The following is a 21,292-nucleotide window of genomic DNA, read 5'->3' as shown; positions in this document are numbered from 1 at the left end:
CACGTTTACTCAAAGTCCGCTAGGGGTAAAGGGTAAAAAGTGTCCAAAGTCACTAAAGAAATGTCGTCGGTTTAGGATTTACTAATGGGTTGAAGGCTGTAAGAAGGCTGTCAATAATTCGTCTACCAGCGTTGATGTGGGTAAAACTGTGAGTGTGGTGACCTGGATCGCGTCAAATCCATATTCAGTCCTCTGCCCCCGAAAACCCTGTGTGAGGGAAGGCCTAGCTGAATGCCGAGGACTGTGTCTGCGGGGCGGGGGAGTCTGCGGTGTGGAGATGGCCTAAACCGAAGGGGTAAGAAGTAGACTAAGCGGCCGTGAACAAGAAGAAGAAACAGTCCTCGACTACGTCACCTCGTACCAGTGGGAATGGCGCGCCGGCTTCAGTCATCGCGGCTGCGGGAATCGCGGTGGTTCAGTCCATCGCCGTAATCATCTTTGGCATTTTCCTCATCGTCCGTGAGGTATCTGGTGCTGAAAACGACTCGATGGTTTCGGACTCAGGCGCGACAGGCTTCGTCGGCCTGGGCACGGCCATCTTCATTTTTATCGTCTTCGGCTTTGTCATCGTCGGCTCCTGGGCCTTCGTGAAAGGCAAACGCTGGGGGCGCGGGGCCATCGTGCTCGTGGAATTCATCCTGGGCGCCATCGCCTTCCAGATGTTTAGTGGGGGCTCGGCCCTGCTCGGTGCGCTAACCCTAGCGAGCGCCGGGTTGGTGCTGTACCTGCTCATGGTGCGACCCGAGGCAGCGCAATGGGCTGAAAGCCACTTCTAGGATGCCTTGAGCGCCACGGCCGTGTCCCCGCGCTGTTCAACGATGACCGTGCCAGACAAGGTCAGCGAAATCGGGCCTGAATAGCCATCACGGTCGACGGGGATGGTGCGCTCCGTCTTACCGGTCGACCAATCCACCACGTCGATCCCTTCTTCAGTGGGCACGAGAACGCGTTCGTCAACGGCTACGCCGGTGCCCAGCGCTTGCTCTAAAACGTGGTCAACCTTGAGCTGAGTTGGCGTAAAGAGGTAGAGGCGCTCGCCATCAAACCACGTCATGTGGTGGGGCAGATCGGCTACGGCAGGAGCAAAGGGGGAGGCGGAGTTGGTGATGGACGTCGAAGGTTCCACGTCCGTGGACGACAGCGCTTCACCCTCAAAGTTATAGGACACAATGCGAGGCGTATCGCCCGGCAAGAAGACTGCGGCCGCCTCCTGACCGTAGGCGACGAGGCGCGCGCCCGGATCCTCGATCTTGATGTCTTTGGAAATCTCCGGGGAGCGGGAATCCTCCGGTGTGGCGGTCTGGATACGCAACCACGTGGCATCCGGGGAATCCGGGCAGGATTCGGTCACTGCCATCGTCTCGGTACGGGTCAGCGCTGATGTGATGGCGCAGTCCTCGTGGGGCTGCATGTTGGGTTCCTGCTTGGCATCGACATCGCCGTACTCCACCGTGCGCACGAGGTCGGAGCGCCACAGCTCTACCCGCTCGGCGGAGACCGTTCCCACGCGGTCGTTCGAGACGATGGGGACCACCTCGTCGGAATTGCGGGCGCTGCGGGTATCGGAATACTGGCCGGAGGCAGCATCGATCGCCACCACATCACCGCAGCCGTTGCCCGAATCATAGGAAGCGACAATCTTGTTCCACGCCGTGCCGAGCGAACACAGGTCGGCATCGCGGCGCTCATAGGTCCACACCTCATCGCCGGCAGCATTCGTGGCGCTCAGGGTGTCGCCGTCATGGGTCACCAGCAGACCCTTCGACGACACAGCCCGGGCTTGGCCCGGGACTAAGGCGTTGGGCAGGCTGAAGGATTCGGTGAGGGAGTTCGGGACGGCGGTGAAAAGCGCTGGCTCGGCGTTGGCAGCAGCATCGACTGCCGGGGTGAGCTCAGCTTTGTGGATCGGTGCGGTGATGACCGCACCGCCGATGGCGATGGCGCATACCGCGCTGATCGCGCCCACGGCAATCCAGTCCGCCTTCGTGGAACGCAAAATGGGTGCCTTCTTCGCAGCGGCGTTGTCGACCGGGGATTCTTGGGCGTGCTCGGTGCTCATCGGCGTCCTCCTTGGCGGGGATTGCGTTTACGGGAACGAGTGCGGCGCGAAGCGCGGGCTGAGCGCGTGGATTCGCCACGCGGGGAGCTTCCACGCGGGGAGCCCGAGCGCCGGGGTCCACCCAACACCTTGGTGGGTGGGCCGACCGTATCGGCAACCCCTTCCGGAACATCAAGTGCTTCCATAAGCTCCGGAGAAGTGCTGAACCACTGCGGTGGCTCCGCCTGGCCCAAGTCGAGCTCATCGTTGATGACCTGCCACTTGCCCAGCTCGTCGTAACCGACGAGGGTCACCGCCGTGCCCGTATGGCCGGCGCGGCCGGTACGGCCGATGCGGTGAACAAACGTCATTGGATCGTCCGGAACCTGATAGTTGATGACGTGGGTGACATCATCGATGTCGATGCCGCGGGCAGCGACATCCGTGGCCACTAGAATCTCCACGGTGCCGTCGCGGAAGGCATCGAGCGAGCGCTCGCGTGCTTTTTGATCCATGTCGCCATGAACCGCGCCCACCGCGAACCCGCGCTGCGCCAGCTCCTCCGCGACGGCGGCCGCCGAGCGCTTCGTGCGCGTGAAAATGATGGTGCGCCCGCGGCCGTGGGCCTGCAGGACCTTTCCCAGTACCGCAATCTTGTCCATGCGGTGCGCTTGGAAGGTGACCTTGCGGGTGGAGGCATGGGTCTGCTGGGCGTCGGCAGATTCGGCACGGATATGCACCGGCTGGTCCAGGAATGTGCGAGCCAGCGTCACGATGGGGCCAGGCATAGTGGCGGAAAAGAGCATGGTCTGGTGCGGGTTGCCGTGCAGCAGGGAGAGAATCTTCTCGATGTCCGGAAGGAAGCCCAAGTCCAGCATCTCGTCGGCCTCATCCAATACAAGAACGCTGACCTGATCGAAGGATAAGTGCTTCTTCTGGCAGAGATCGAGGAGGCGGCCCGGGGTGCCCACGACGACGTCCGCGCCTGCGTTGATCTGTTTGATCTGCTCCTCATAGGGGCGGCCGCCGCACAAGGTGATGACGCTGAGCGGCAAATTCGCGGCAGCGACCTGCAAGTCCCCGCTGACCTGGATGGCTAGCTCGCGCGTTGGCGCAATGACCAGCGCGCGGGGGGTTCCGTCAAGCTCTGGGATGTCGGCGTCATCGAAGACGCGATCGAGAAGCGGTACACCGAAGCCGTAGGTCTTTCCCATGCCGGTGCGAGCTTGACCAATGAGGTCCTGGCCATTGAGAGCGATGGGGAGCGTGAGCTCCTGGATGGCGAAGGTGTGCGTAATCCCGTTGTCAGCGAGGGCATCGCAGATCTCTACGGCGACGCCGAGCTCGGCAAAGGTAGGGGATTCGCGGGATTCGCGGGAAGATTTCGGGGCAAGCACACCTTGATAGTAGAGGACGTGGCTATAGTGGGGCCATTAGAGCGCCGGGGGCGCAGGCCTCACGGCACCGATTAATGACAACGATCTAAGGGAGACACACCACATGGACATCAAGTTTGGTTTTGCCGATACCGCCCGCGAACTGGTTATTCATGCCGAAGGCGAGCGCGAAGAACTGACCCAGACCATTAACAATGCCTTGGCGGAGAACTCCACCCTCGAATTGAAGGACACCAAGGGCCGCTCCTACATTGTGCGCACCGAGCGAGTCGTCTACGTAGAAATCGGCACTGCACGCGCCCACACCGTCGGTTTCGCGGGCTAAGTACGCGCGCGCCGTCTCAGCGGGTAGCCTAAATGGCCATGGAGAATCCCGCGGATCTTGGACAGCACCCACAGCGCCTTTCAGCGGTGGAGCGTTTCGCTCGCGAGTATGGCTGGTGGCGCGTGGTGGCGATCCCCGTCATGGTCGTCATCACCGTGTGGGTGCTCGTTGACGTTTTCCGCTCCCCAGCTCAGGAGGCGGACGTGACGGCGGCAGGGGAGACGTCGACAAGCAGCGCTACCGCAACCCCGTCCCTGCCCAAGGGGCCCGATCCTGCCAACGCCAGTGCGGTCGCTGCTGCCAAGGATGGCTTGCCCGCCGGCGGTGCCTTCACGGAGCAAGGTGATGAAACCTACCGCGATGCCGGCCCTTCCACCATGCACGCGGGCAAGGGTGGAAAACAGACCATCCGTTTTTCCGTGGAGATCGAAAATGGCGTGGACACCTCCGCCTACGGTGGGGATGCTGCGGTGGTCGCTCTGGTCGACGCCACCCTGTCCGACCCCCGCGGGTGGACCGCCAACGGAGACTTCGAATTCATCCACGTCAAGGCCGATGACAACCCAGATACGCACATCCGTCTGACCTCGCTGGGGACCACCGCAAAGCTGTGCGGTGCACAGCTGGAATCGGAAACCTCGTGTCACACGACGATTACCGGTGAATCCGCGGTCAACCTCAACGAGTCTCGCTGGGTGCGGGGCGCTGCACCGTTTGAGGGGGATTTGGGCAACTACCGCCAGTACCTGATCAACCATGAGTTCGGCCACGCCATTGGTTACGCGGCCCACCAGCCCTGTGGTGGCGAGGGTAAGCTCGCGCCCGTCATGATGCAGCAGACGCTGAGCCTCAACAACGGGAAGCTCTTTGAGAAGGAACCAAACGAGGTGTATCCGGACGAGGACGTCACCTGCGAGCCGAACCCGTGGCCCTACCCGAATCCGGCTAATTCTGATCACGCCAAGCCCGAGTAAGCCGCTCGAAATTTAAGGACTATTTCCCCCATGCCACTGCCACCTGAGCCCGTTCTTGCCGCCTTCAACGCCGAGTTTCACCCGCGCCGAACGCAGGGAGAGCTCGTGGGGTCTGCCTGGGATAACGGGATTCGCGTCGGGGATATCGTCTTTGCCGAGGCGCGGCCGTGGACTGGTTGGTCCGCTAAGGTACGCGAGAAACTCAGCGTGCCGGGAGCGCGTATCGCCCGCCCGGTTCTGACCGCCGATGGGCGCTACACAGCCGCTGGGTGGAAGGCCACGCAATTCGTGGACGGTCAGTTGCGAGGGCGCATCGATGAAACCGTGCAGTTGGCGCTTCGCCTTGATGACGCCCTCGATGTGGCCCCGCTGCCCACCATGGACCGGCGCGAGGACGTGTTTGCGCGGGCGGAGCGGGCCGCGTGGGAGGAGAGCGGCGAGGCCTATTCTGATGCTGAGCTTGCGCACCTCCCGTTGGTCACCGCTCACATGGATCTTCTGGGAACCACCATTTTTTCCGGGGCCAATCCGCCGGCGTTGATTGATATCGTGCCTTCTGCCGCTCCGCGTCCGGCGGGCTGGACTGCAGCGATAGTCATGGTGGATGGTCTGATCGCGGGGGCGGTCGATGGTGATATTTGCACCCGCTTTGCGTCGGTGCCCGGAATACAGCAGCTCTTGCTGCGTGCGGTGGCGTATCGCCGTTACGTCAATATCCTGCACCCGCGCTCCAAGGCGACCGTGCGTTCGAACATAGAAAGGGTGGAAGAGGCCCTCGTGTCCGCGGCATCTGACAGACTGTAGGGCGTGAAGTACAGCAGCGAATCCCCCACACGTTCCGGCGTCACGCTTCCTCCCTCGCCGGATGTCCGCCTTGTTCCCCGGAACCGCCGGGCCACGTCGCGCACATGGGATGTACCGGTGCCCACGGAAGGCACGTGGCGGGTGCTCGGCGCGGCCGGGTCCGGAGTATCGAGCCTGCTGATCGACGTGGTCTTGGGCCAGCTCAACGCCGGGGCCGATGCCTCCGGCATCCTCGTCGTCGCCCCGTCCAAGGAATCCGGTTCGCTGCTGCGCAGGGAATTAGCAGAAAACCTCGATGATTATGCGGCGCAAACATCGATGGTGCGCTCGGTGCACTCTTTGGCCTTTGCATTGCTGCGCCAGAGCAGCGAGGAAGAGCTGCGCCTGATTACCGGCGCAGAGCAGGATGCGGTCATCCGCGAGCTGCTCCAAGGCCATGCTGCGGATGGCAGGGGTGCGTGGCCGGAGGAGATGCGGCCGGCCCTGGAGTACGTGGGTTTTGCGCGCCAGTTGCGTGACTTGTTGTTGCGTGCCATCGAACGGGGGCTGGGCCCGACAGAGCTCGAGGAGCTCGGGGAGCGCCATGCTCGGCCCATGTGGACTGCTGCCGGCGAGTTCCTGCGCGAATATGAGCGGACTCAGGCGCTGGCGGGTTCGCATTCCTATTCCGCGGCAGAACTGGTCAGCCAGGTGCTTTTGCGCCCTGAGCTACTGCGCGAGCACCCGTGGCACACCATCGTGGTCGATGACGCCCAGTTGCTCGATCCGACCTCCGGCCAGCTGATCGCGGAGTTGGCGAAGACCGCCCGCCTCACCGTGATTGGTGGTGACCCCGACCAAGCGGTCTTTGCTTTCCGTGGTGCTAATTCGGAATTCCTCACCACGTGGGAGGCGGAGAACGAGCTGTGCTTAGACTCGACGCACCGCACTCCCTCCCCGGCCTGCGTGAGCGTCGTGGAGTCCCGCGGCACCTTGCGCGATGTCCTGGCCAACACGGTTCGCCGCCGGCACCTCGAGGACGGTGTGGACTGGCGTGATATCGCTGTCATCGTGCGCTCTACTGGGGATATCGGCCCCGCCCGGCGCACGCTGCTGTCTGCTGGCGTGCCGGTGCACATCAACCCCACGGACGTGGTGCTCGCTGAGCAGCGCTTGGTCAAGGCGGTGCTTCTGGCTCTGCGCGCCCTGGAGAATGAGCTTGAGCCCGTGGAGCTCGAGGACCTGATTACTGGTCCCGTCGGCGGCGCTGATCCGGTGACGCTGCGCCGACTTATTCGGGGCCTGCGCCGTTGGAAGCCTGAGCAGCGCGGTATGGACACGCTGCGAGAGCTGCTGGATGGTGAGTTGCCGGACTTCAACAACCTCCTGACAGAGCGCGAAGAAGCGATCCTGGCCCGTATTCGCGGGGTGCTATCCGCCGGGCGCGCGGCCCTGCACGTAGGCGCCGCAGTCGAGGAGGTTCTCTGGGAGGTGTGGCAGGCCACCGGTTTGGACACGCGCCTGCAGGCGGCAGCCCTGCGCGGCGGTGCTGCGGGTTCGCAGGCGGACCGAGACCTGGATGCCATGATGGCGCTGTTCGATGCCGCCGGTGACTATGCCGAGCGCCGCCCGGCGGCCTCCCTAGAGTCCTTCATCGTGCACATCACGGAGCAAGAATTGCCCACCGGCGTGCGAGATCGTCGCTCGGCGCTGCCTGATGCGGTAGAGATCCTCACCGCGCACGGCGCGGTGGGCCGTGAGTGGGACACCGTCATCGTGGCGGGCGTTCAGGAAGGAACGTGGCCCTCGGTAGGGGAGACGGGCTCTCTTTTCGGCCAGGAAGACCTCATCGATTTGCTGGATCGCGGCATCACACCCGGCACCCCAGTTAGCCACGTGTCGGGGCGCTTGGCGGAGGAGCGCCGGCTCTTCCACGTGGCCACCACGCGCCACCGATGCCGCCTGCTCGTCCTCGCGGTGGATTCGCCGGAGAGCGATGTGGCTGAGGAGCCGTCGCGCTTCATCGATGAGTTCCTGTCCGCTCGCGGTGTCGATGTTCCGGGATCACAAGCGCGCCGGGAAGCGGGTAAGCGGCTGGCGCGCCAGGCCTGGCCACGCGAGCTGGGCCTCGAGGTTCCGGAACCGCATCCAGTGACGTTGCCCAGTGCGGCTAGTGGGGAGGAAGAGCTCGATCCCCTTGACGTCTCCGTGCTGTCGGTGCCCGCCTTCGTGGCGCAGCTGCGGCGTTGCGCTACCGATCCGGAGACGGGTGAGGCCGAGCGCTCCCAAGCGGTGCGGCAGGTGGCCCGTCTGGCGGAGGCTGGGGTTCCGGGGGCGCACCCGAATCAGTGGTGGGCCGCCCGCGGCGTGGCCTCGGAGCTGCCGCTGCATGGTTCCAGTACCGTGTCGCCGTCCCGGGTCGATGCCCTGCTCACGTGTCCGCTCAACGCGGTGCTCGGGCAGCTCGTGGAAGATGACTCAGCGGATATCAACCTCCTGCGGGGAAACTTGGCGCATGCTTTCCTAGAGGCGCTGGGCCGGGGAGCAGCCGCAGAACCCGCGAAGCAGCTCGTGGTTGATGCCTTCGCTGCGCTGCTCGATGGCCCCTCATGGCGCCGCGAGGCTGAGCGCGCGGACTTTGAGCGCCTCATCGACCGCACGCACGGCTGGGTGCTCTCGAGCTCGACGTCACTCGAACCCGTCGGCGTTGAGGTCCCCGTCACCGTGGACATCGGCCCCGATGTCACCATTCGTGGGTTCATCGACCGGCTGGCGAAGGCCGGTGAGGACTACGTTGTGGTGGATCTCAAGACCGGAACAACGGTTCCCTCTAAGGCCAGCGCCCAGGACAATACCCAGCTCATGACGTATCAACTGGCCCTGGCACACGGTGAACTCGTCACGGCACCAGCAGACTCTGACGGCGAGCCTCAGTCTGTATCCATCCGGACCGGTGCCGGCCTGCCGCGTGGCGGCGGCGTGCTGGTGTACCCGCGATCCAGCGCTGCCTCCGTGTCCACCCGGGAACAAGCCACCAAGCCCCCGGAGGAACTCGAGGAATTTGCGCAGGCGCTACCTGCACTTGTAGCCGAGCTGCGCGGACCGGGGCTGACCGCGCGTGAAAACGCCGATTGTGATCGGTGCCCGATCCGCCCTATTTGCCCTGTGATGAATGAAGGAGCTCTGGTGACCGATGCCTAAGAACCCTACCCAACACTTCAGTCCTGAGGAGCTGGCCAGCGCGCTGGGGAAGCCTTTTCCTCCCACCGCAGAGCAAGCCGCAGTTATCGATGGTCCACTCGGGCCGAAACTGGTCGTGGCCGGCGCGGGCGCTGGTAAGACGGAGACGATGGCCTCGCGCGTGGTGTCGCTCGTCGCAAACGGGTTGGTGCGGCCCGAGCAAGTCCTGGGCCTGACCTTTACCCGCAAGGCAGCCCAGCAGCTGGAGCAGCGCATCCGCCGCCAGTTGCTGACCCTGCGTTCCTCAGGAATCCTTGCTCCGGGCAGCCCAGCGGCAGAGGCAGTGGAGAATATCGCGCCTAACGTCTCCACCTATGACTCCTACGCGGGTGATCTGGTCCGCGAGTATGGCTTGCTCATGCCGGTGGAGCCGAATGCCCGCATTATCACTGAGGCGGAGCGCTATGCCATCGCCCACGAGGTCGTCAGCAACTACACGGGCTCGCTGAGCACCGATAATGCCGTGGCCACGGTCACCGCCACCTTGCTCAAACTGGCAGAGACCATGGACGGGGAGCTCAAGGATCCCCATGATCTGTATGAGCACGAGGACATCTTCCGCAAGACCGCTGAGGACCTAGAGAAGAGCAAGAGGACCAGCAGTGAGTACAGCCAAAAGCTGCAGGGATACCTGGATACCCAACGCCTGCGCCTGGAGTACCTGCCCTTGGTGGAAGCACTGAAGAAGGAACAGGCGGAGCGGGGCGTCATCACCTTCGGCGAGCAGATGTCCATCGCTGCCACCCTGGCCAAAAACTTCCCCCTCTTGGGCGAGCAACAAAGCGCGCGGTATCGCGTGGTCATGCTGGATGAGTACCAGGACACTTCCCACGCGCAGCGCATCCTGCTGCGTTCCCTCTTCGGTGGTAAGCGCGAGGGGCTCTCGGTTACCGCGGTCGGTGACCCCATGCAGTCCATCTATGGCTGGCGCGGGGCGACGGCGGAAAACCTCGAGGCCTTCGTCACGGACTTCCCGCAGGCTGACGGCACCCCGGCGCCCAAAGACCAGCTGACCACCTCCTGGCGCAACCCCTCGACGGTGCTGGGAATGGCCAATGACGTGGCCTCGAAGCTCTTCTCCGAAAGCCCGGGTGAGCGGCCGGTGAATGAGCTATCGCCGAAGCCCACCGCGCCGGCAGGCACGGTGGAGCTGGGCTATTTCGCCTCCGAAGATGAGGAACGAGACTTCATCGCAGAGCACCTGCGTCAGCTCTATGAGTCCACGCCGGAGGGTGAGGACTTCAGCGCCGCAGTACTCGTGCGCACCAATAAACAGTCGCCGTTGATCGCCGCGGCCCTGGACAAGGCCGGGGTCCCCAACGAAATCTTTGGTCTCGGCGGGCTGCTCTGGCAGCCGGAGATCCAAGACCTCGTAGCGGTGGCCACCTTGCTGGTGCGTCCGCAGGACACCGCGGCGGCGCTGCGCGTGCTGACCGGGCCGATGTGCGGCCTAGGTATCGCCGACATCCAGGCGCTGCATTCGCGTCAGCGCAACCTTGCCGGTGCTGCGGAGGGGCGCACACGCTGGGAGGGCGGTGATCCCCTGGAGCACCTGGCTACCCAAATCGAGGACATCACCGCAGAGGGGCCTGACCAGGTGCTGGGGCTTGCCGACGCCCTCGCAGACCTCGGCGAACGCGAGCGCTACAGTGCCGAAGGCCTAGAGCGCATGGAAGAGGTTTCCTCCAAGCTGCGCTACCTCCGCACCTATTCCCTGGGAAAGTCGCTCAACGACATTGTCGCCGATATTGAGTTGCTCTTTGGTCTGCGTACCGAGGTCTTAGCCTCCGGGAAGCCAGGCGGGGCAACACACCTCGACGCCTTCGCCGACGTCGTCGCTGGTTTCCACGGGGAGGGCCTAGCCGGGCTCCTGGACTATCTTGAGCTGGCTAAGGAGAAGGAAGACGGCCTTGAGTTGGGAGAGGTCCCGCTCGTGCGCAACCGCGTCCACATCATGACGGTGCACAAGGCTAAGGGCTTGGAATGGGAACACCTCTGCGTGGCACACGCGGATTCCACAAGCTATAAGGCGCAGGCGGAGACTTTCCTGACCAAGATCGAAAAAGCACCGGGTGATGAGGATGTCATCGATGTCCCCGAGGACGCGGTGACACGCTCCGACTTCGACAAGGCGTGTGAGGCTTTCAAGGAACAAAACCGCGAGTTCCAAGCAGAGGAAGCAGCCCGCCTGTTCTACGTGGCAATGACCCGCACCGAGTCCACCCTGACGGTGACTGGCTCCGGAACCAATAAGGCGAAGGGCAAGAGCAAGAAGGGCCCGTATTCCTACCTGCAACTGCTGGCGGATAAGCACCCAGAGCTCGTCGTCCACTGGGAGGTCCCCGAGAACCCCGTGGAAGACGAAGAGCGTTCTGTTACGGAGGCCTCCTTCCCTGCACTAACCCCGCAACCGGAAGCGCTCAAGGCCGCAGACGCGGTGCGCGCGGCAATGGAGAACCTGCCACCGCTGCGCGATGGCGAGGTCTTTGGACTCTGGGAGCAGGAGGCGAGCGCGCTCATCGAGGAACACAAAGCCCTCCAAGCCCCGGTGGTCGATGTGGAGCTGCCTGGCGAGTTGACAGCCTCCGACATGGTGGCGATGTCAGCGGATCCCACTCAGTTTGCCCGCCGCCAGCGCCGCCCCATTCCCTTCAAACCTAACTCCTATGCCAAGCGCGGCACCGCCTTCCACGCCTGGCTGGAGGATCGGTTTGGGGCGCCCGCCTTGCTGGGGGAGGACGAGCTGCCCGGCTCCCACGATGAGCCGGACCACGACCTGGAATCACTCAAAGAGTCTTTCCTAGATTCGGAGTGGGCGCAGCGCACACCTGCCTATGTGGAAGCGCCTTTTGAGATCACCATTGGGGACTCGGTCGTCCGCGGCCGCATGGACGCGGTCTTCCAACAACCGGATGGTTCCTGGCTCATCGTGGACTGGAAGACTGGCCGCCGCCCGCAGGGCGCTGCACTGAACTCGGCGCAGATTCAGCTCGCCGTGTATGCGGAGGCATGGCGGCGTATTCACGGCGTGGAGACCGTCCGCGCGGCGTTCTTCTATGTGCATGAGAACTACCTTTTGGAGCCGGATGACTTGCCCACTGGAGCACGGCTGGCTGAGCTTTTAAGCTCTGCAGTTTCCACGCCACCAGGGTTGAGTCTAAGGTAGTCTCACGAGGAAATCCGCATCATCTAGGGAGGTTGGCGCTTCGTGCCCAAGCACTTAAGAAAACGCATTACGTCGCGTTTTTTATCGCAGGTTGAGCTGACCTCGCAGCCTGACCACGCGTTGCTCGATGTCATCACGATTCCGCGCACGCAAAGCACCAGCCCGTGGAAGCAACTGGCGCGCCGCGTGATATGGGCCATGGGGCTGATGGTCTTTGTCACCATCATCGTCTTTTTCGACGGTGACGGGTATAGCGAGGATCTGTCTTTCTTGGATGCGGCTTATTACTCGGCGGTGTCGCTGACCACTGTGGGCTACGGCGATATTGTCCCTGTGACCCCGACCGCGCGCTTCATTAACCTTATTATCGTTACCCCGGCCCGCCTGCTCTTCCTTGTCTTGTTGGTCGGTGCTACCTTGTCGGTTTTGACGGATCGAGCCCGTCGCACGTTTGAAATCCAGAATTGGAGAAAGCAATTGCGTAACCACACCGTCGTCATCGGCTATGGCACCAAGGGCGCCGGTGCGGTCGCCGCGCTGATCGCGGATGACGTCCCCGCCTCCCAAATCGTTGTTGTTGATAACAACCGTGCGGCCTTGGCCAGCGCCGAGCACCATGGCCTCGTCACCATCTATGGCTCCGGAACCAAGCAGGACGTCCTGCGCATCGCCGGGGCGCAGCATGCTTCCTCCGTGGTGGTGACTCCGTCCACGGACGATACCGCGGTGCTGTGTACGTTGTCCGTGCGCGAGCTTAACCCTAAGGCCAAGGTGGTCGCGTCTGTGCGTGAATCTGAAAACCGCCACCTACTCCTTCAATCCGGCGCTGATTCGGTGGTGACCTCGGCGGAGACGGCCGGCCGTCTCTTGGGCCTCGCTACCGTAACGCCAACCGTGGTGGAGATGATGGAGGATCTCCTCTCGCCGAACGAAGGCTTTTCCGTGGCCGAGCGCGCGGTGCGCGAATTCGAGGTGGGCTCCAACCCGCGCCACCTCGCTGACATTGTTCTAGCTGTTCTACGCAACAACGAGCTGCACCGCGTCGACACGGCAGATGCGTACGCGCTCAAGCCCGGTGACCGCCTGCTCTACATCAAGCACGAGATGCAGCAGGCTGCGGAAGATTCCGATGAAGACGAGGACGAAGGCAACTAATGTTCCTTCCCGTCACCGAGATCGGCCGCGTCCCGGTTACGCCACAGGGCCAGCCGGTCTTTCTGGCTGAGCCGGCGGGGGACATCGTGGTCACGGCCGGGGCCATCCATGCTTTCCTACTGGACACCAAGGCCGCCGAGCGGCTCGGCGCGCTGCGTGATGCCACCTTCTTTAATGGTCAGCGCGACATCCTCAAAGCCCTGCACCTGATCCGCAACCGTCGGGAAGCGCGCTTTGATCCGCGCAGCGGCCGCGAGCTGTCTTATCCCGCGCCCGGGGCGGTGGGGCGCGACGGCGAGCGCCTCGTCTTCCCACGCCTTGATCCCGCAGTCATCGGCATTATCCGTCACGCAGAGTCGGACCAGATCCTGTTGGCGCGTAACCGCCACCGTCCTAACTTCTTCTCCTTGATTGCCGGCTATGTGGATCCCGGTGAGACCCTCGAAGAAGCGATGATCCGGGAGGCACTGGAAGAGACCGGCCGCCGCGTGGAGTCAGTCAAGTACTGGGGTTCACAGCCGTGGCCGCCGAGCGGTTCGTTGATGGTGGGCTTTTCCGCGGTCACGGAGGATGTCCAACCCGTGTGCGATACTGACGAAGAGCTCGCTGAGGTGCGGTGGGTGTCCCGCGCCGAGCTTCCAACATTGACCATTGCCCGCCAGGGCTCAATTGCACACACGATGATTATGGAGTGGTTCCACGGTGATGAGACCGGATCTGTCCCTGCTCGATGAGGACCAACGGGCCGCCGCCACGGCGCCGCGCGGCCCGGTCTGCATCCTGGCCGGTGCCGGAACGGGCAAAACTCGCACGATCACCTATCGCATCGCCCACATGGTGGATCAGGGCTTCGTCAACCCGCAGCGTGTTCTGGCTGTCACTTTTACCTCTCGTGCCGCGAGTGAAATGCGCGAGCGTCTCAACCAGATGGGTGTCGGGGGAGTGCAGGCTCAAACCTTCCACGCCGCGGCGCGCCGCCAACTGAAGTACTTCTGGCCGCAGGTCGCCGGGGATCTGCCGTGGCAGCTCATCGATAATAAGTTCAGTCTGGTTGCACGTGCGGTGCGTTCGCTCGGTCTGGACAATAACAAGGACACCATCCGTGACTTCCTGGGGGAAATCGAATGGGCGAAGTCTTCGTTGATCAGCCCCGAGGGCTATCCCGGCGTCATCGAGTCCACGGACCGTGAAGCACCGGGGGATCCGGCTAAGGTGGCGGAGGTCTTCCGCCGCTACGAGGATATGAAGGCCACCCCGGATCTCATGTACCTTGATTTCGATGATTTGCTCATGCACATCGCGGGCGCCATCGAGAACGTACCTGCGGTGGCGGAGGTCTTCCGTGAGCAGTACCGCACCTTTGTCGTCGATGAGTACCAAGACGTGACGCCGCTGCAACAGCGCGTGCTGGAGGCCTGGCTGGGGGAGCGCGATGACCTGACGGTCGTGGGCGATGCTAACCAGACCATTTACTCCTTCAACGGGGCTTCCCCGGAGTACCTGCTGAATTTTTCTCGCACCTATCCGCAGGCCACGGTGGTAAAGCTGCAGCGAGATTACCGCTCCACCCCGCAGGTGACGGATTTGGCCAACGAGGTCATCTCGAAGGCCACGGGCCGCGCGGCGGGGACCCGCCTGGAGCTGCAGGGCATGCGCGAGCCGGGCCCCGAGCCCACCTTTAAGGCGTATGAGTCTGAGGAGATCGAGGCCAAGGAGGTCGCAGGCCAGGTTCTGACCCTGCTGAACCAGGGCGTGAAGGCCTCTGAAATCGCTATCCTTTACCGCATCAACGCGCAATCGGAGCAGTTTGAGCAGGCGCTTGCTGACGCCGGAGTGGTCTACCAAGTCCGCGGCGGCGAAGGCTTCTTCCGCCGCCCCGAGATCTTGGAGGCCATCCGCGTGCTCATCGCTGCCACTCGCCGTGATGATCTGCCGAATGACCCGGTGGCCGTAGCGCGTGCGGCCTTCGTGGAGCTGGGACTGTCCGCCACGGAACCGCAAGGCGCGCAGGCCCGCGAGCGCTGGCAGTCGCTCACGGCGTTGGTGGATCTCATCGCGCAGATCGTAGAGGACCACGAAGGGATCGACCTGCCTGGCGTGCTGGGGGAGCTGCACCGCCGATCCGAAAACAAGCACAACCCCACGATGGAGGGCGTGACCCTAGCGACCATCCACGCTGCCAAGGGCCTGGAGTGGGATGCGGTGTTCTTGGTGGGGCTCACCGAAAAACTCTTGCCCATCAACCACGCCATCAAGGCCGGCGATGAGCACGTGGAAGAAGAGCGCCGGCTGTTCTATGTCGGCATTACCCGTGCGCGCGAGCACCTGGCTTTGTCGTGGGCGTTAGCCAAGACCACCGGTTCGCGGGCCTCGCGTGAGCGAACTCGCTTCCTGGACGGCGTGGTGCCGGGAATCGAGGAGAGCCAGACATCGAACCGTCGCTATCGCCCGCGCCGCTGCCGCGTGTGCTCGGGCCAGCTCAGCAGTCCCGCCGAAAAGGTTCTGGGGCGCCACGAGTGGTGCGAATATGAGGGCGATGAGGATGTCTTCAACGCGCTGCGCGCCTGGCGCGCGTCCGTTGCTAAGGACTCCCAGGTTCCTGCCTACGTCGTGTTTTCCGATGCCACCCTGCAAGCCATCTCGGAGGCGCTTCCCGCCAGCGAGGCCGAGTTGCTCGACATCTCCGGGGTAGGCCCCTCCAAGCTGGAGCGCTACGGCGCGGAGGTGTTGCAGATCATCGCCTCTACCCGGGGTTAGGCACCGGCGCAGAACGTACAGCGTGGGTGCTCCATCAACAGCCGGTGTTGCTCGATCCCGTAGGGGTCTATCTCCTTAAGCTCCCCGGCTAACGGCTTGCCGCCGGGAGCCCCGGGCGGGGCGGGCCTTCCCAAAAGGCGGCGGATGGTGACCACAGCATGCATCACTATTGCGGTGCGCACGATCGGATCCCCCGGCGGTTCTACCGCGGCGGCGCGGCGCGCCACCTCGTGCCACTGCTCGTCCGCATCGATGCGGTGCAGATGCGCGCACAGTGGGCAAGGCCCCGCGCCGGCTACGCGGACCGGACCGATGATGCCGCGGGCATCCAGCATCGATACCGGTAGCCACGTCGCCGAGGATTTGTGCAGGGCTTGTGCCCATTCCGTCGCGCCGTCCAGCATGTCGACGGCGACAATCGGCAGGTGCCCGGCCACGTTCGCGATGTACTCGGAGGGTGTTTCGCTGTGGAGAGGGGAGCGGGGCTGGAAGGAATCGTTCAGGAGGACGTCGCGCAGCTCGTTAGCGAGGGCCGACGTACCCAGCACGGCCACGCGCTGCGGCTGGGGCGCTGGCCACAGAACGCGGTAACTGATCAGATCATCAACCAGGCTGCGGGCAGCGGACGGGCTCGTGCCCGTATTCTCTATGGATTTTTCAATGGTCTGCCGGGTCAGCGGGGTGCGCAACCGATTGAGCAGGCGTGCCAGTTGTGGGTGGGCCTCGAACACGCCGACGCGCGTGGCATCCATCCCACACTGGAGCATCCCGGGCTCGCGCTCCAGGATTGTGGTTTCCGGCGCCAGCATATACGTCTGTGCAGACATGGTTTCCTCCCCGTTGATGACCCACCCCAGCTGTGCTTAGCCATCATTGCACCACAGGTAGAATGCCCTGTCATGTCGAACAACCCCGAGGTCCGTGTCATTCGCTCCGCCCGGCGCCGTCGCACCGTCCAAGCCCGCGTTGTTGATGGCGTTCTCGAGGTGCGCATTCCTGCCTGGATGTCGGCAGCAGAAGAACAGAAAGCAGTGGATGAGATCGTGGCGAAGGTGCGTAAGAAGCACACCTCGTCGCAGCGCTCCGATGCCTCTCTCACCGCCCGCGCACGCACGTTGAACACTCGCTATTTGGACGACCGCGCCACGGTGGGATCCATTCGGTGGGTCAGCAACCAAAAATCCCGCTGGGGCAGTTGCACTACCTCAACGGGAGATATTCGGATTTCTGACCGGCTGCAGGACGTCCCCGACTATGTGCTCGATGCGGTCATCATCCACGAGCTGACACACACCTTCATTCCGGGCCATGGCCCGGAATTTTGGGAGTGGGCCGACCGCGCCCCCAAAGCAGAACGCGCGAAGGGGTACCTCGAGGCCTACCAGCGTTTCCGCTAGTTCTCTTCCTCCGGCCCGTCCTTTTTGTCCTCGTCGCCGTCGGCGTCTGCGCCCTCACCAGCGCTATCGCTGGCATCGTCCCCGGCATCCTGCTGGCGGAGCATCTCCTCCAACTTGGAGAATTCTGCCTCAAAGCCCTCATCAGGATTGTCATCGAGCAACCCGTCGATGAAGGACGCCGGGTTCTCCAAGTGCTCGGCCGTGGGCAGAAGATCCGGATGGTCCCAGGCGGAATCGCGCTTATCGGCGCCCACCGCGACGGTGGCGCGGCGCCACAGCTCAGCGGCGGCCTCCACCTTCGGGGCGTTGAGTTCGATGCCGACGACCTGGGAGAAGGCCTTCTCCGCGGAGCCGCCAGTGGAGCGGCGGTGCGCCCACGCCTCAGTCATTGCCTTCGTAGACGGGATGCGCTCTCCCAGGGCCTCGGTCACCACGTGCTCAACCCAGCCCTCGACGAGTGCCAGGAGGGTCTCCAAGCGGGAAGCCGCTCCCGCGTTGCGCGAGGTGATCCGCGGGGACAGGTCCATGCCCTGCAGCTTGTTCATCGCGTCCTGGATGGCCTGCGGGTCACCGGATTCCAGGTTGAGCTCGCGTGTGGCTTCCTCGATATGGGAGGTATCGATGACCAAGCCCATGGCGTATTCCTCGACGGAGGAGACGAGGCGCTCGACCAACCACGGCACGTGCTTGAACAGGCGCTGGCGGGCGGCTTCACGGGCGCCGATGTAGACGAGTACTTCCTGGCCCGGAACGTTGAGATCGCGCGCGATGGCCTGAATATTGTGCGGCAAGAGTGCGGTGGTGCCTGCGGGGGAGACCGGCAAACCGAAGTCAGAACCGGTCAGCGCCTGGGCAGCCAGATCACCGAGGGCGTGGCCCAGCTTCATGCCGAAGTTCATGCCGGACATCGAGTTCATCATCGAGGTCATCGGGCCCATCATCTCGCGGGCCTCCTCCGGCAGGGATTCCAGCTGCGCGGAATTCATGTGTTCGGCTACCGGAGTGACCATGCGTTGCCACATCGGCAGCGTCTCATCCAGCCACTGCGCGGAATTCCACGCGGTGACGGTGCCGGACGCGGTGGGCAGGATCGTGGCATCATCCAGCCACAGTTCCGCCAGGCGCACGGCTTCTTGCACGGCGGTGCGGTCCTGCTCGCTGACCTCTTTATCGCGGGAGATCTGCTGGTGTGCGATGCGCTTGGCCAAGTCATAGTTGACCGGGCCAGCACCCTCCGGGGAATTCATGGAGGAACCCATGCCGGACAGCATCTGGCCGAACTGATTCAACAGGTCTCCTAGGCCACCGTTGCCCGCGCTGAAGCCGAAGGCGCCGAACGGGTTCTGGTCGCGACGATCGTTGTCATCGTCATCGTCGTTATTGGGGAAGGAAAAACCGAATCCGTTGCTCATGGGCCCTAATCTACTAGGTTTCCTAACGCGGATTCTAGGACCACGGCAACGCTGAGAGCGAACAGGCACCCCAAGGCTGTAGGCTGATCCTCCGTGAAAACTCCGCAGAACCCCCGAGCCCGCCGCCTGTCCACCCTCACGTGGGGAGCCATTCCGGTGGTGTTGACGGGAGCCCTGCTCAGCATCGACCACATTCCCGGCACCGATATCACCTTGTCCGTTCCCTACGCCGCCGAAGGACCAGGGCCCACCGTGGACACTTTGGGCGAGGTGGAAGGTGAGCCGGTGGTCAACGTCGAAGCCCCAGAGACGTTCCAGCCGAAGGGGCATCTCAACATGACCACGGTCTCTGTGCGCACCAACATGACGCTAGCCCAGGCCCTGGGCCGGTGGCTGTTGACGGATGACACCATCGTCCCCATCGAGAATGTTATCCCGCAGGGCAAGACAGATAAGGAGGTCCAAGAGGCCAATCAGCAGGCCTTTACCCAGTCCGAGTCAGCCGCCACGGTCGCTGCCATGGACTATCTGGACAAGCCCGTGCGGATTGAGGTCGCACAAGTCCTCGACGACGGCCCCGCAGCAGGCGCGCTTGACGACGCCGACATCATCACCACCGTCAACGGTGACAAGGTCACGGAGCCTGGCCAAGTGCAAGAGAGGATTCGTGCTCTTCAGCCTGGCGATGAGGTGGAGCTAGGCATCGTTCGCAAGGGCGAGGAAAAGACTGTCGGGGTCACCCTCGGCTCCCACCCAGAGCAGGGGGACGTGGCCCTGCTAGGCATCCTTATGACCTCGGTGCCCACCGAGGACATCACGGTGGACTATAACCTGCAGGACATTGGCGGGCCCTCGGCCGGCATGATGTTTACGCTGGCGGTGATTGACAAGCTTTCCAGTGAGGACCTCACCGGCGGCCGCTTCGTTGCCGGCACCGGCACTATCGGCGAGGACGGAGAGGTCGGCCCCATCGGTGGCATCGTCCATAAGGTAAATGCAGCGCAGGAGGCGGGCGCCGAGCTTTTCCTCGCCCCAGCCGATAATTGCGCGGAGGCGGTTAGCCGCAAAACGGGCGACATGGTGGTGGCCAAGGTCCACACGCTGGATGATGCCATCGAGGCTATGCACAACTTCGCCGAGGGAAGCCCCGTCGAGACCTGCGAAGGCTAGACCTTAAGGAAGTTGCGGCCCTAGACCAAGCCAAGCTCCTTGAGGCGCTCTTCCGGATCGTCCTGGTCCGTGGAAATCATCTGCTGCATGATGAGGCCCTCATCGTTATCCACCACGGTGAGGATGGCCGTGTTACCCAACATGGACCAGCCCACGACGCGGCTTCCGCTGTCCTCGATGACACGGGAGCTGCGCAGCTCGGTGAGCACCTGGGTGGTCTGGGAAGCCTTGGTCTTCGACTTGAAGAACTGGAACTGGCCCACCTCCGAGCCGGAGCAGTTGAAGGAATCCGTCACGCCATTGGGATCGCAGCGGTCGAATTGCGCGAAGATCTCCTCTGGGACGAGGCCGCCAAAGATCTCATAAGCCTGTTCCACAGAGTCGGTGAACTTGCCGCTGGGCTCAGCGGACCCGCTGGCGTCCTTGTCTTTGTCCTTCCGAGCAGCGGAGCTTCCTGCTGTCGAGGATTCATTCTCCGCTTCCGAGCTGTCTGCAGACTCGGACGCAGCGGGAGTGGTCGTCTCGGATTCCTCGGCGGAGGTGGCCGGGGCCGGCGCGCTGGTCTTCTCCGCAGCGGTGGTTGCTTCGCTCGCAGGTGCCGGCTCAGGGGCGGGCACATCGTCCTTCCCACATGCGGTGAGCAGGCAGCCGGTGGCAAGCACGGCCGAAGCTGCGGCGGTGAAGCGGGATGTCAAGCGCACGAGAGACTCCTCTATCAATTGCGTGCCCAGCCCCGAGAGCTGAGCGCTAATGGCCACTGCATTCTGAGTTTAGTCGATTAGAGTATCTCCTCCGGATCCTGCTCCAACCCGTAGCGCAAGGCAGCGATGACCCCCGGTGCCACATTCGGACCGCCGCGCAGCTGAATATCATCTTCCGCGAAGGGACCGGCCTCCGCTAGTTCCTCCTCGGTTGGACGCAATTGCAGCAGGGTGAGCTCGGCGCCGTTCTCCTCGAACTCCGTGGCGCCGTCCGCGGAGCCACCGTCCATAGCGGTAGCGCGCAATACCCCGGAGAAGAGGCGGGCGGGGCGGGCGTCGGCAAGCGCGGCGTCTGAGGTGTCCTTAAACGTGATCTCCTGTGCCAGGATGACCCCGGCGATCTCCTGTGGCCAGGCCAGGCGGGAGACGTAGTCCGCGAGGTGCTCGGAACCCGGCTCGATGCCTTCCGGCAACTCTTGCACCACGAGCGTGAGGGGAGAGGAGTCGTCGACGTCACCGAGCTGTGCGGCCACCAGCTCAGTGGGGACGAGAGCAAAAAGTGTAGGAGGCGCATCCCAGCCCTCGGCGTGGATGAAGTCCACGGCTTCGCGCATAGCCTTGTTGAGCGCGCGGTGTACAGCGGGCTGGGAGGAAGGTTGGGAACTCATAAGCGTCCTTGTTCGTTGACGGTCATAGTGCTTCTCTAGACTAGAAGCTTGATACCTCTATATTCGCACGACACTTGATTGGAGCTGGAGTTGGCTTCCGGACTCAACC

Annotated in this window: 17 protein-coding genes; 11 read left to right on the top strand and 6 right to left on the bottom strand. The window is 63.3% G+C overall.

The features are described from left to right. Positions 1–317: 317 nt before the first annotated feature. Entirely contained in the window at positions 318–776 is a 459-nt protein-coding gene (locus HMPREF2932_RS01310) for a hypothetical protein (protein ID WP_046647461.1), read from the top strand. Here the strand turns inward: HMPREF2932_RS01310 and HMPREF2932_RS01305 are convergent. Further along, on the bottom strand, positions 773–2,059 hold the full coding sequence (locus HMPREF2932_RS01305; RefSeq protein ID WP_046647463.1) for an Rv3212 family protein: 1,287 nt from the start codon (positions 2,057–2,059) through the stop codon (positions 773–775). The two genes, HMPREF2932_RS01310 and HMPREF2932_RS01305, sit on opposite strands and share 4 nt — an antisense overlap. Continuing rightward, positions 2,056–3,435, bottom strand: coding sequence for a DEAD/DEAH box helicase (locus tag HMPREF2932_RS01300; protein ID WP_046647464.1), 1,380 nt, complete (start codon positions 3,433–3,435; stop codon positions 2,056–2,058). Before HMPREF2932_RS01300 ends, HMPREF2932_RS01305 begins: the two co-directional genes overlap by 4 nt. Before the next feature lie 103 nt (positions 3,436–3,538). Here HMPREF2932_RS01300 and HMPREF2932_RS01295 point away from each other — a divergent pair, with 103 nt between their 5' ends. Genes HMPREF2932_RS01295 through HMPREF2932_RS01260 form a run of 8 tightly spaced genes read left to right on the top strand, consistent with a single transcriptional unit; the run spans position 3,539 to position 15,835 of the window. Continuing rightward, entirely contained in the window at positions 3,539–3,760 is a 222-nt protein-coding gene (locus HMPREF2932_RS01295) for a DUF3107 domain-containing protein (RefSeq protein WP_046647465.1), read from the top strand. A gap of 32 nt (positions 3,761–3,792) precedes the next feature. After that, complete coding sequence (locus HMPREF2932_RS01290) at positions 3,793–4,734, top strand: DUF3152 domain-containing protein (RefSeq protein WP_049156095.1); 942 nt, start codon at positions 3,793–3,795, stop codon at positions 4,732–4,734. Between the two features lie 30 nt (positions 4,735–4,764). Beyond that, the gene (locus HMPREF2932_RS01285) at positions 4,765–5,538 is read left to right on the top strand and encodes a hypothetical protein (protein ID WP_049156097.1); all 774 of its coding nucleotides are present in this window, start codon (positions 4,765–4,767) and stop codon (positions 5,536–5,538) included. Positions 5,539–5,541: 3 nt separating this feature from the next. Next, complete coding sequence (locus tag HMPREF2932_RS01280) at positions 5,542–8,718, top strand: ATP-dependent DNA helicase (protein ID WP_084738939.1); 3,177 nt, start codon at positions 5,542–5,544, stop codon at positions 8,716–8,718. Then, entirely contained in the window at positions 8,711–11,923 is a 3,213-nt protein-coding gene (locus HMPREF2932_RS01275; protein WP_070512170.1) for an ATP-dependent helicase, read from the top strand. The genes HMPREF2932_RS01280 and HMPREF2932_RS01275 overlap by 8 nt, the downstream gene beginning before the upstream one ends. Before the next feature lie 42 nt (positions 11,924–11,965). Next, positions 11,966–13,078, top strand: coding sequence for a potassium channel family protein (locus tag HMPREF2932_RS01270; protein WP_049156104.1), 1,113 nt, complete (start codon positions 11,966–11,968; stop codon positions 13,076–13,078). Next, a complete protein-coding gene (locus tag HMPREF2932_RS01265) occupies positions 13,078–13,812 on the top strand; it encodes an NAD(+) diphosphatase (RefSeq protein WP_071409432.1) in 735 nt (244 codons plus the stop codon). Before HMPREF2932_RS01270 ends, HMPREF2932_RS01265 begins: the two co-directional genes overlap by 1 nt. Then, positions 13,784–15,835, top strand: a complete 2,052-nt coding sequence (locus HMPREF2932_RS01260) for an ATP-dependent DNA helicase UvrD2 (protein ID WP_210397729.1) — start codon at positions 13,784–13,786, stop codon at positions 15,833–15,835. The genes HMPREF2932_RS01265 and HMPREF2932_RS01260 overlap by 29 nt, the downstream gene beginning before the upstream one ends. Here HMPREF2932_RS01260 and HMPREF2932_RS01255 read toward each other — a convergent pair. Next, positions 15,832–16,602: a hypothetical protein gene (locus tag HMPREF2932_RS01255; protein ID WP_246818602.1), complete on the bottom strand. Its 771-nt coding sequence runs from the start codon at positions 16,600–16,602 to the stop codon at positions 15,832–15,834. The two genes, HMPREF2932_RS01260 and HMPREF2932_RS01255, sit on opposite strands and share 4 nt — an antisense overlap. A 132-nt stretch (positions 16,603–16,734) precedes the next feature. Here HMPREF2932_RS01255 and HMPREF2932_RS01250 point away from each other — a divergent pair, with 132 nt between their 5' ends. Continuing rightward, on the top strand, positions 16,735–17,232 hold the full coding sequence (locus HMPREF2932_RS01250) for a M48 metallopeptidase family protein (RefSeq protein ID WP_071409430.1): 498 nt from the start codon (positions 16,735–16,737) through the stop codon (positions 17,230–17,232). Here HMPREF2932_RS01250 and HMPREF2932_RS01245 read toward each other — a convergent pair. Continuing rightward, positions 17,229–18,644, bottom strand: coding sequence for a zinc-dependent metalloprotease (locus HMPREF2932_RS01245; RefSeq protein ID WP_070545179.1), 1,416 nt, complete (start codon positions 18,642–18,644; stop codon positions 17,229–17,231). The genes HMPREF2932_RS01250 and HMPREF2932_RS01245 overlap by 4 nt on opposite strands. A 93-nt stretch (positions 18,645–18,737) precedes the next feature. On the opposite strand from HMPREF2932_RS01245, the gene HMPREF2932_RS01240 reads away from it, so the two are divergent. Next, positions 18,738–19,814 carry a YlbL family protein gene (locus HMPREF2932_RS01240; RefSeq protein WP_071409429.1) on the top strand — a complete coding sequence of 359 codons (1,077 nt, stop codon included), beginning with the start codon at positions 18,738–18,740 and terminating at the stop codon, positions 19,812–19,814. A gap of 20 nt (positions 19,815–19,834) precedes the next feature. Here HMPREF2932_RS01240 and HMPREF2932_RS01235 read toward each other — a convergent pair whose 3' ends face one another. Continuing rightward, on the bottom strand, positions 19,835–20,515 hold the full coding sequence (locus HMPREF2932_RS01235; protein WP_071409447.1) for a beta-N-acetylglucosaminidase: 681 nt from the start codon (positions 20,513–20,515) through the stop codon (positions 19,835–19,837). Positions 20,516–20,592: 77 nt separating this feature from the next. Next, entirely contained in the window at positions 20,593–21,183 is a 591-nt protein-coding gene (locus HMPREF2932_RS01230) for a PPA1309 family protein (RefSeq protein ID WP_071409428.1), read from the bottom strand. Positions 21,184–21,292 lie beyond the last annotated feature (109 nt).

Origin of the sequence: Corynebacterium sp. HMSC074H12 (assembly GCF_001813755.1) — a bacterium.
Taxonomy (GTDB): Bacteria; Actinomycetota; Actinomycetes; order Mycobacteriales; family Mycobacteriaceae; genus Corynebacterium; species Corynebacterium hiratae.
The sequence above is the reverse complement of the archived record's forward strand: the minus strand, read 5'-3'. Positions and strand labels throughout refer to the sequence as shown.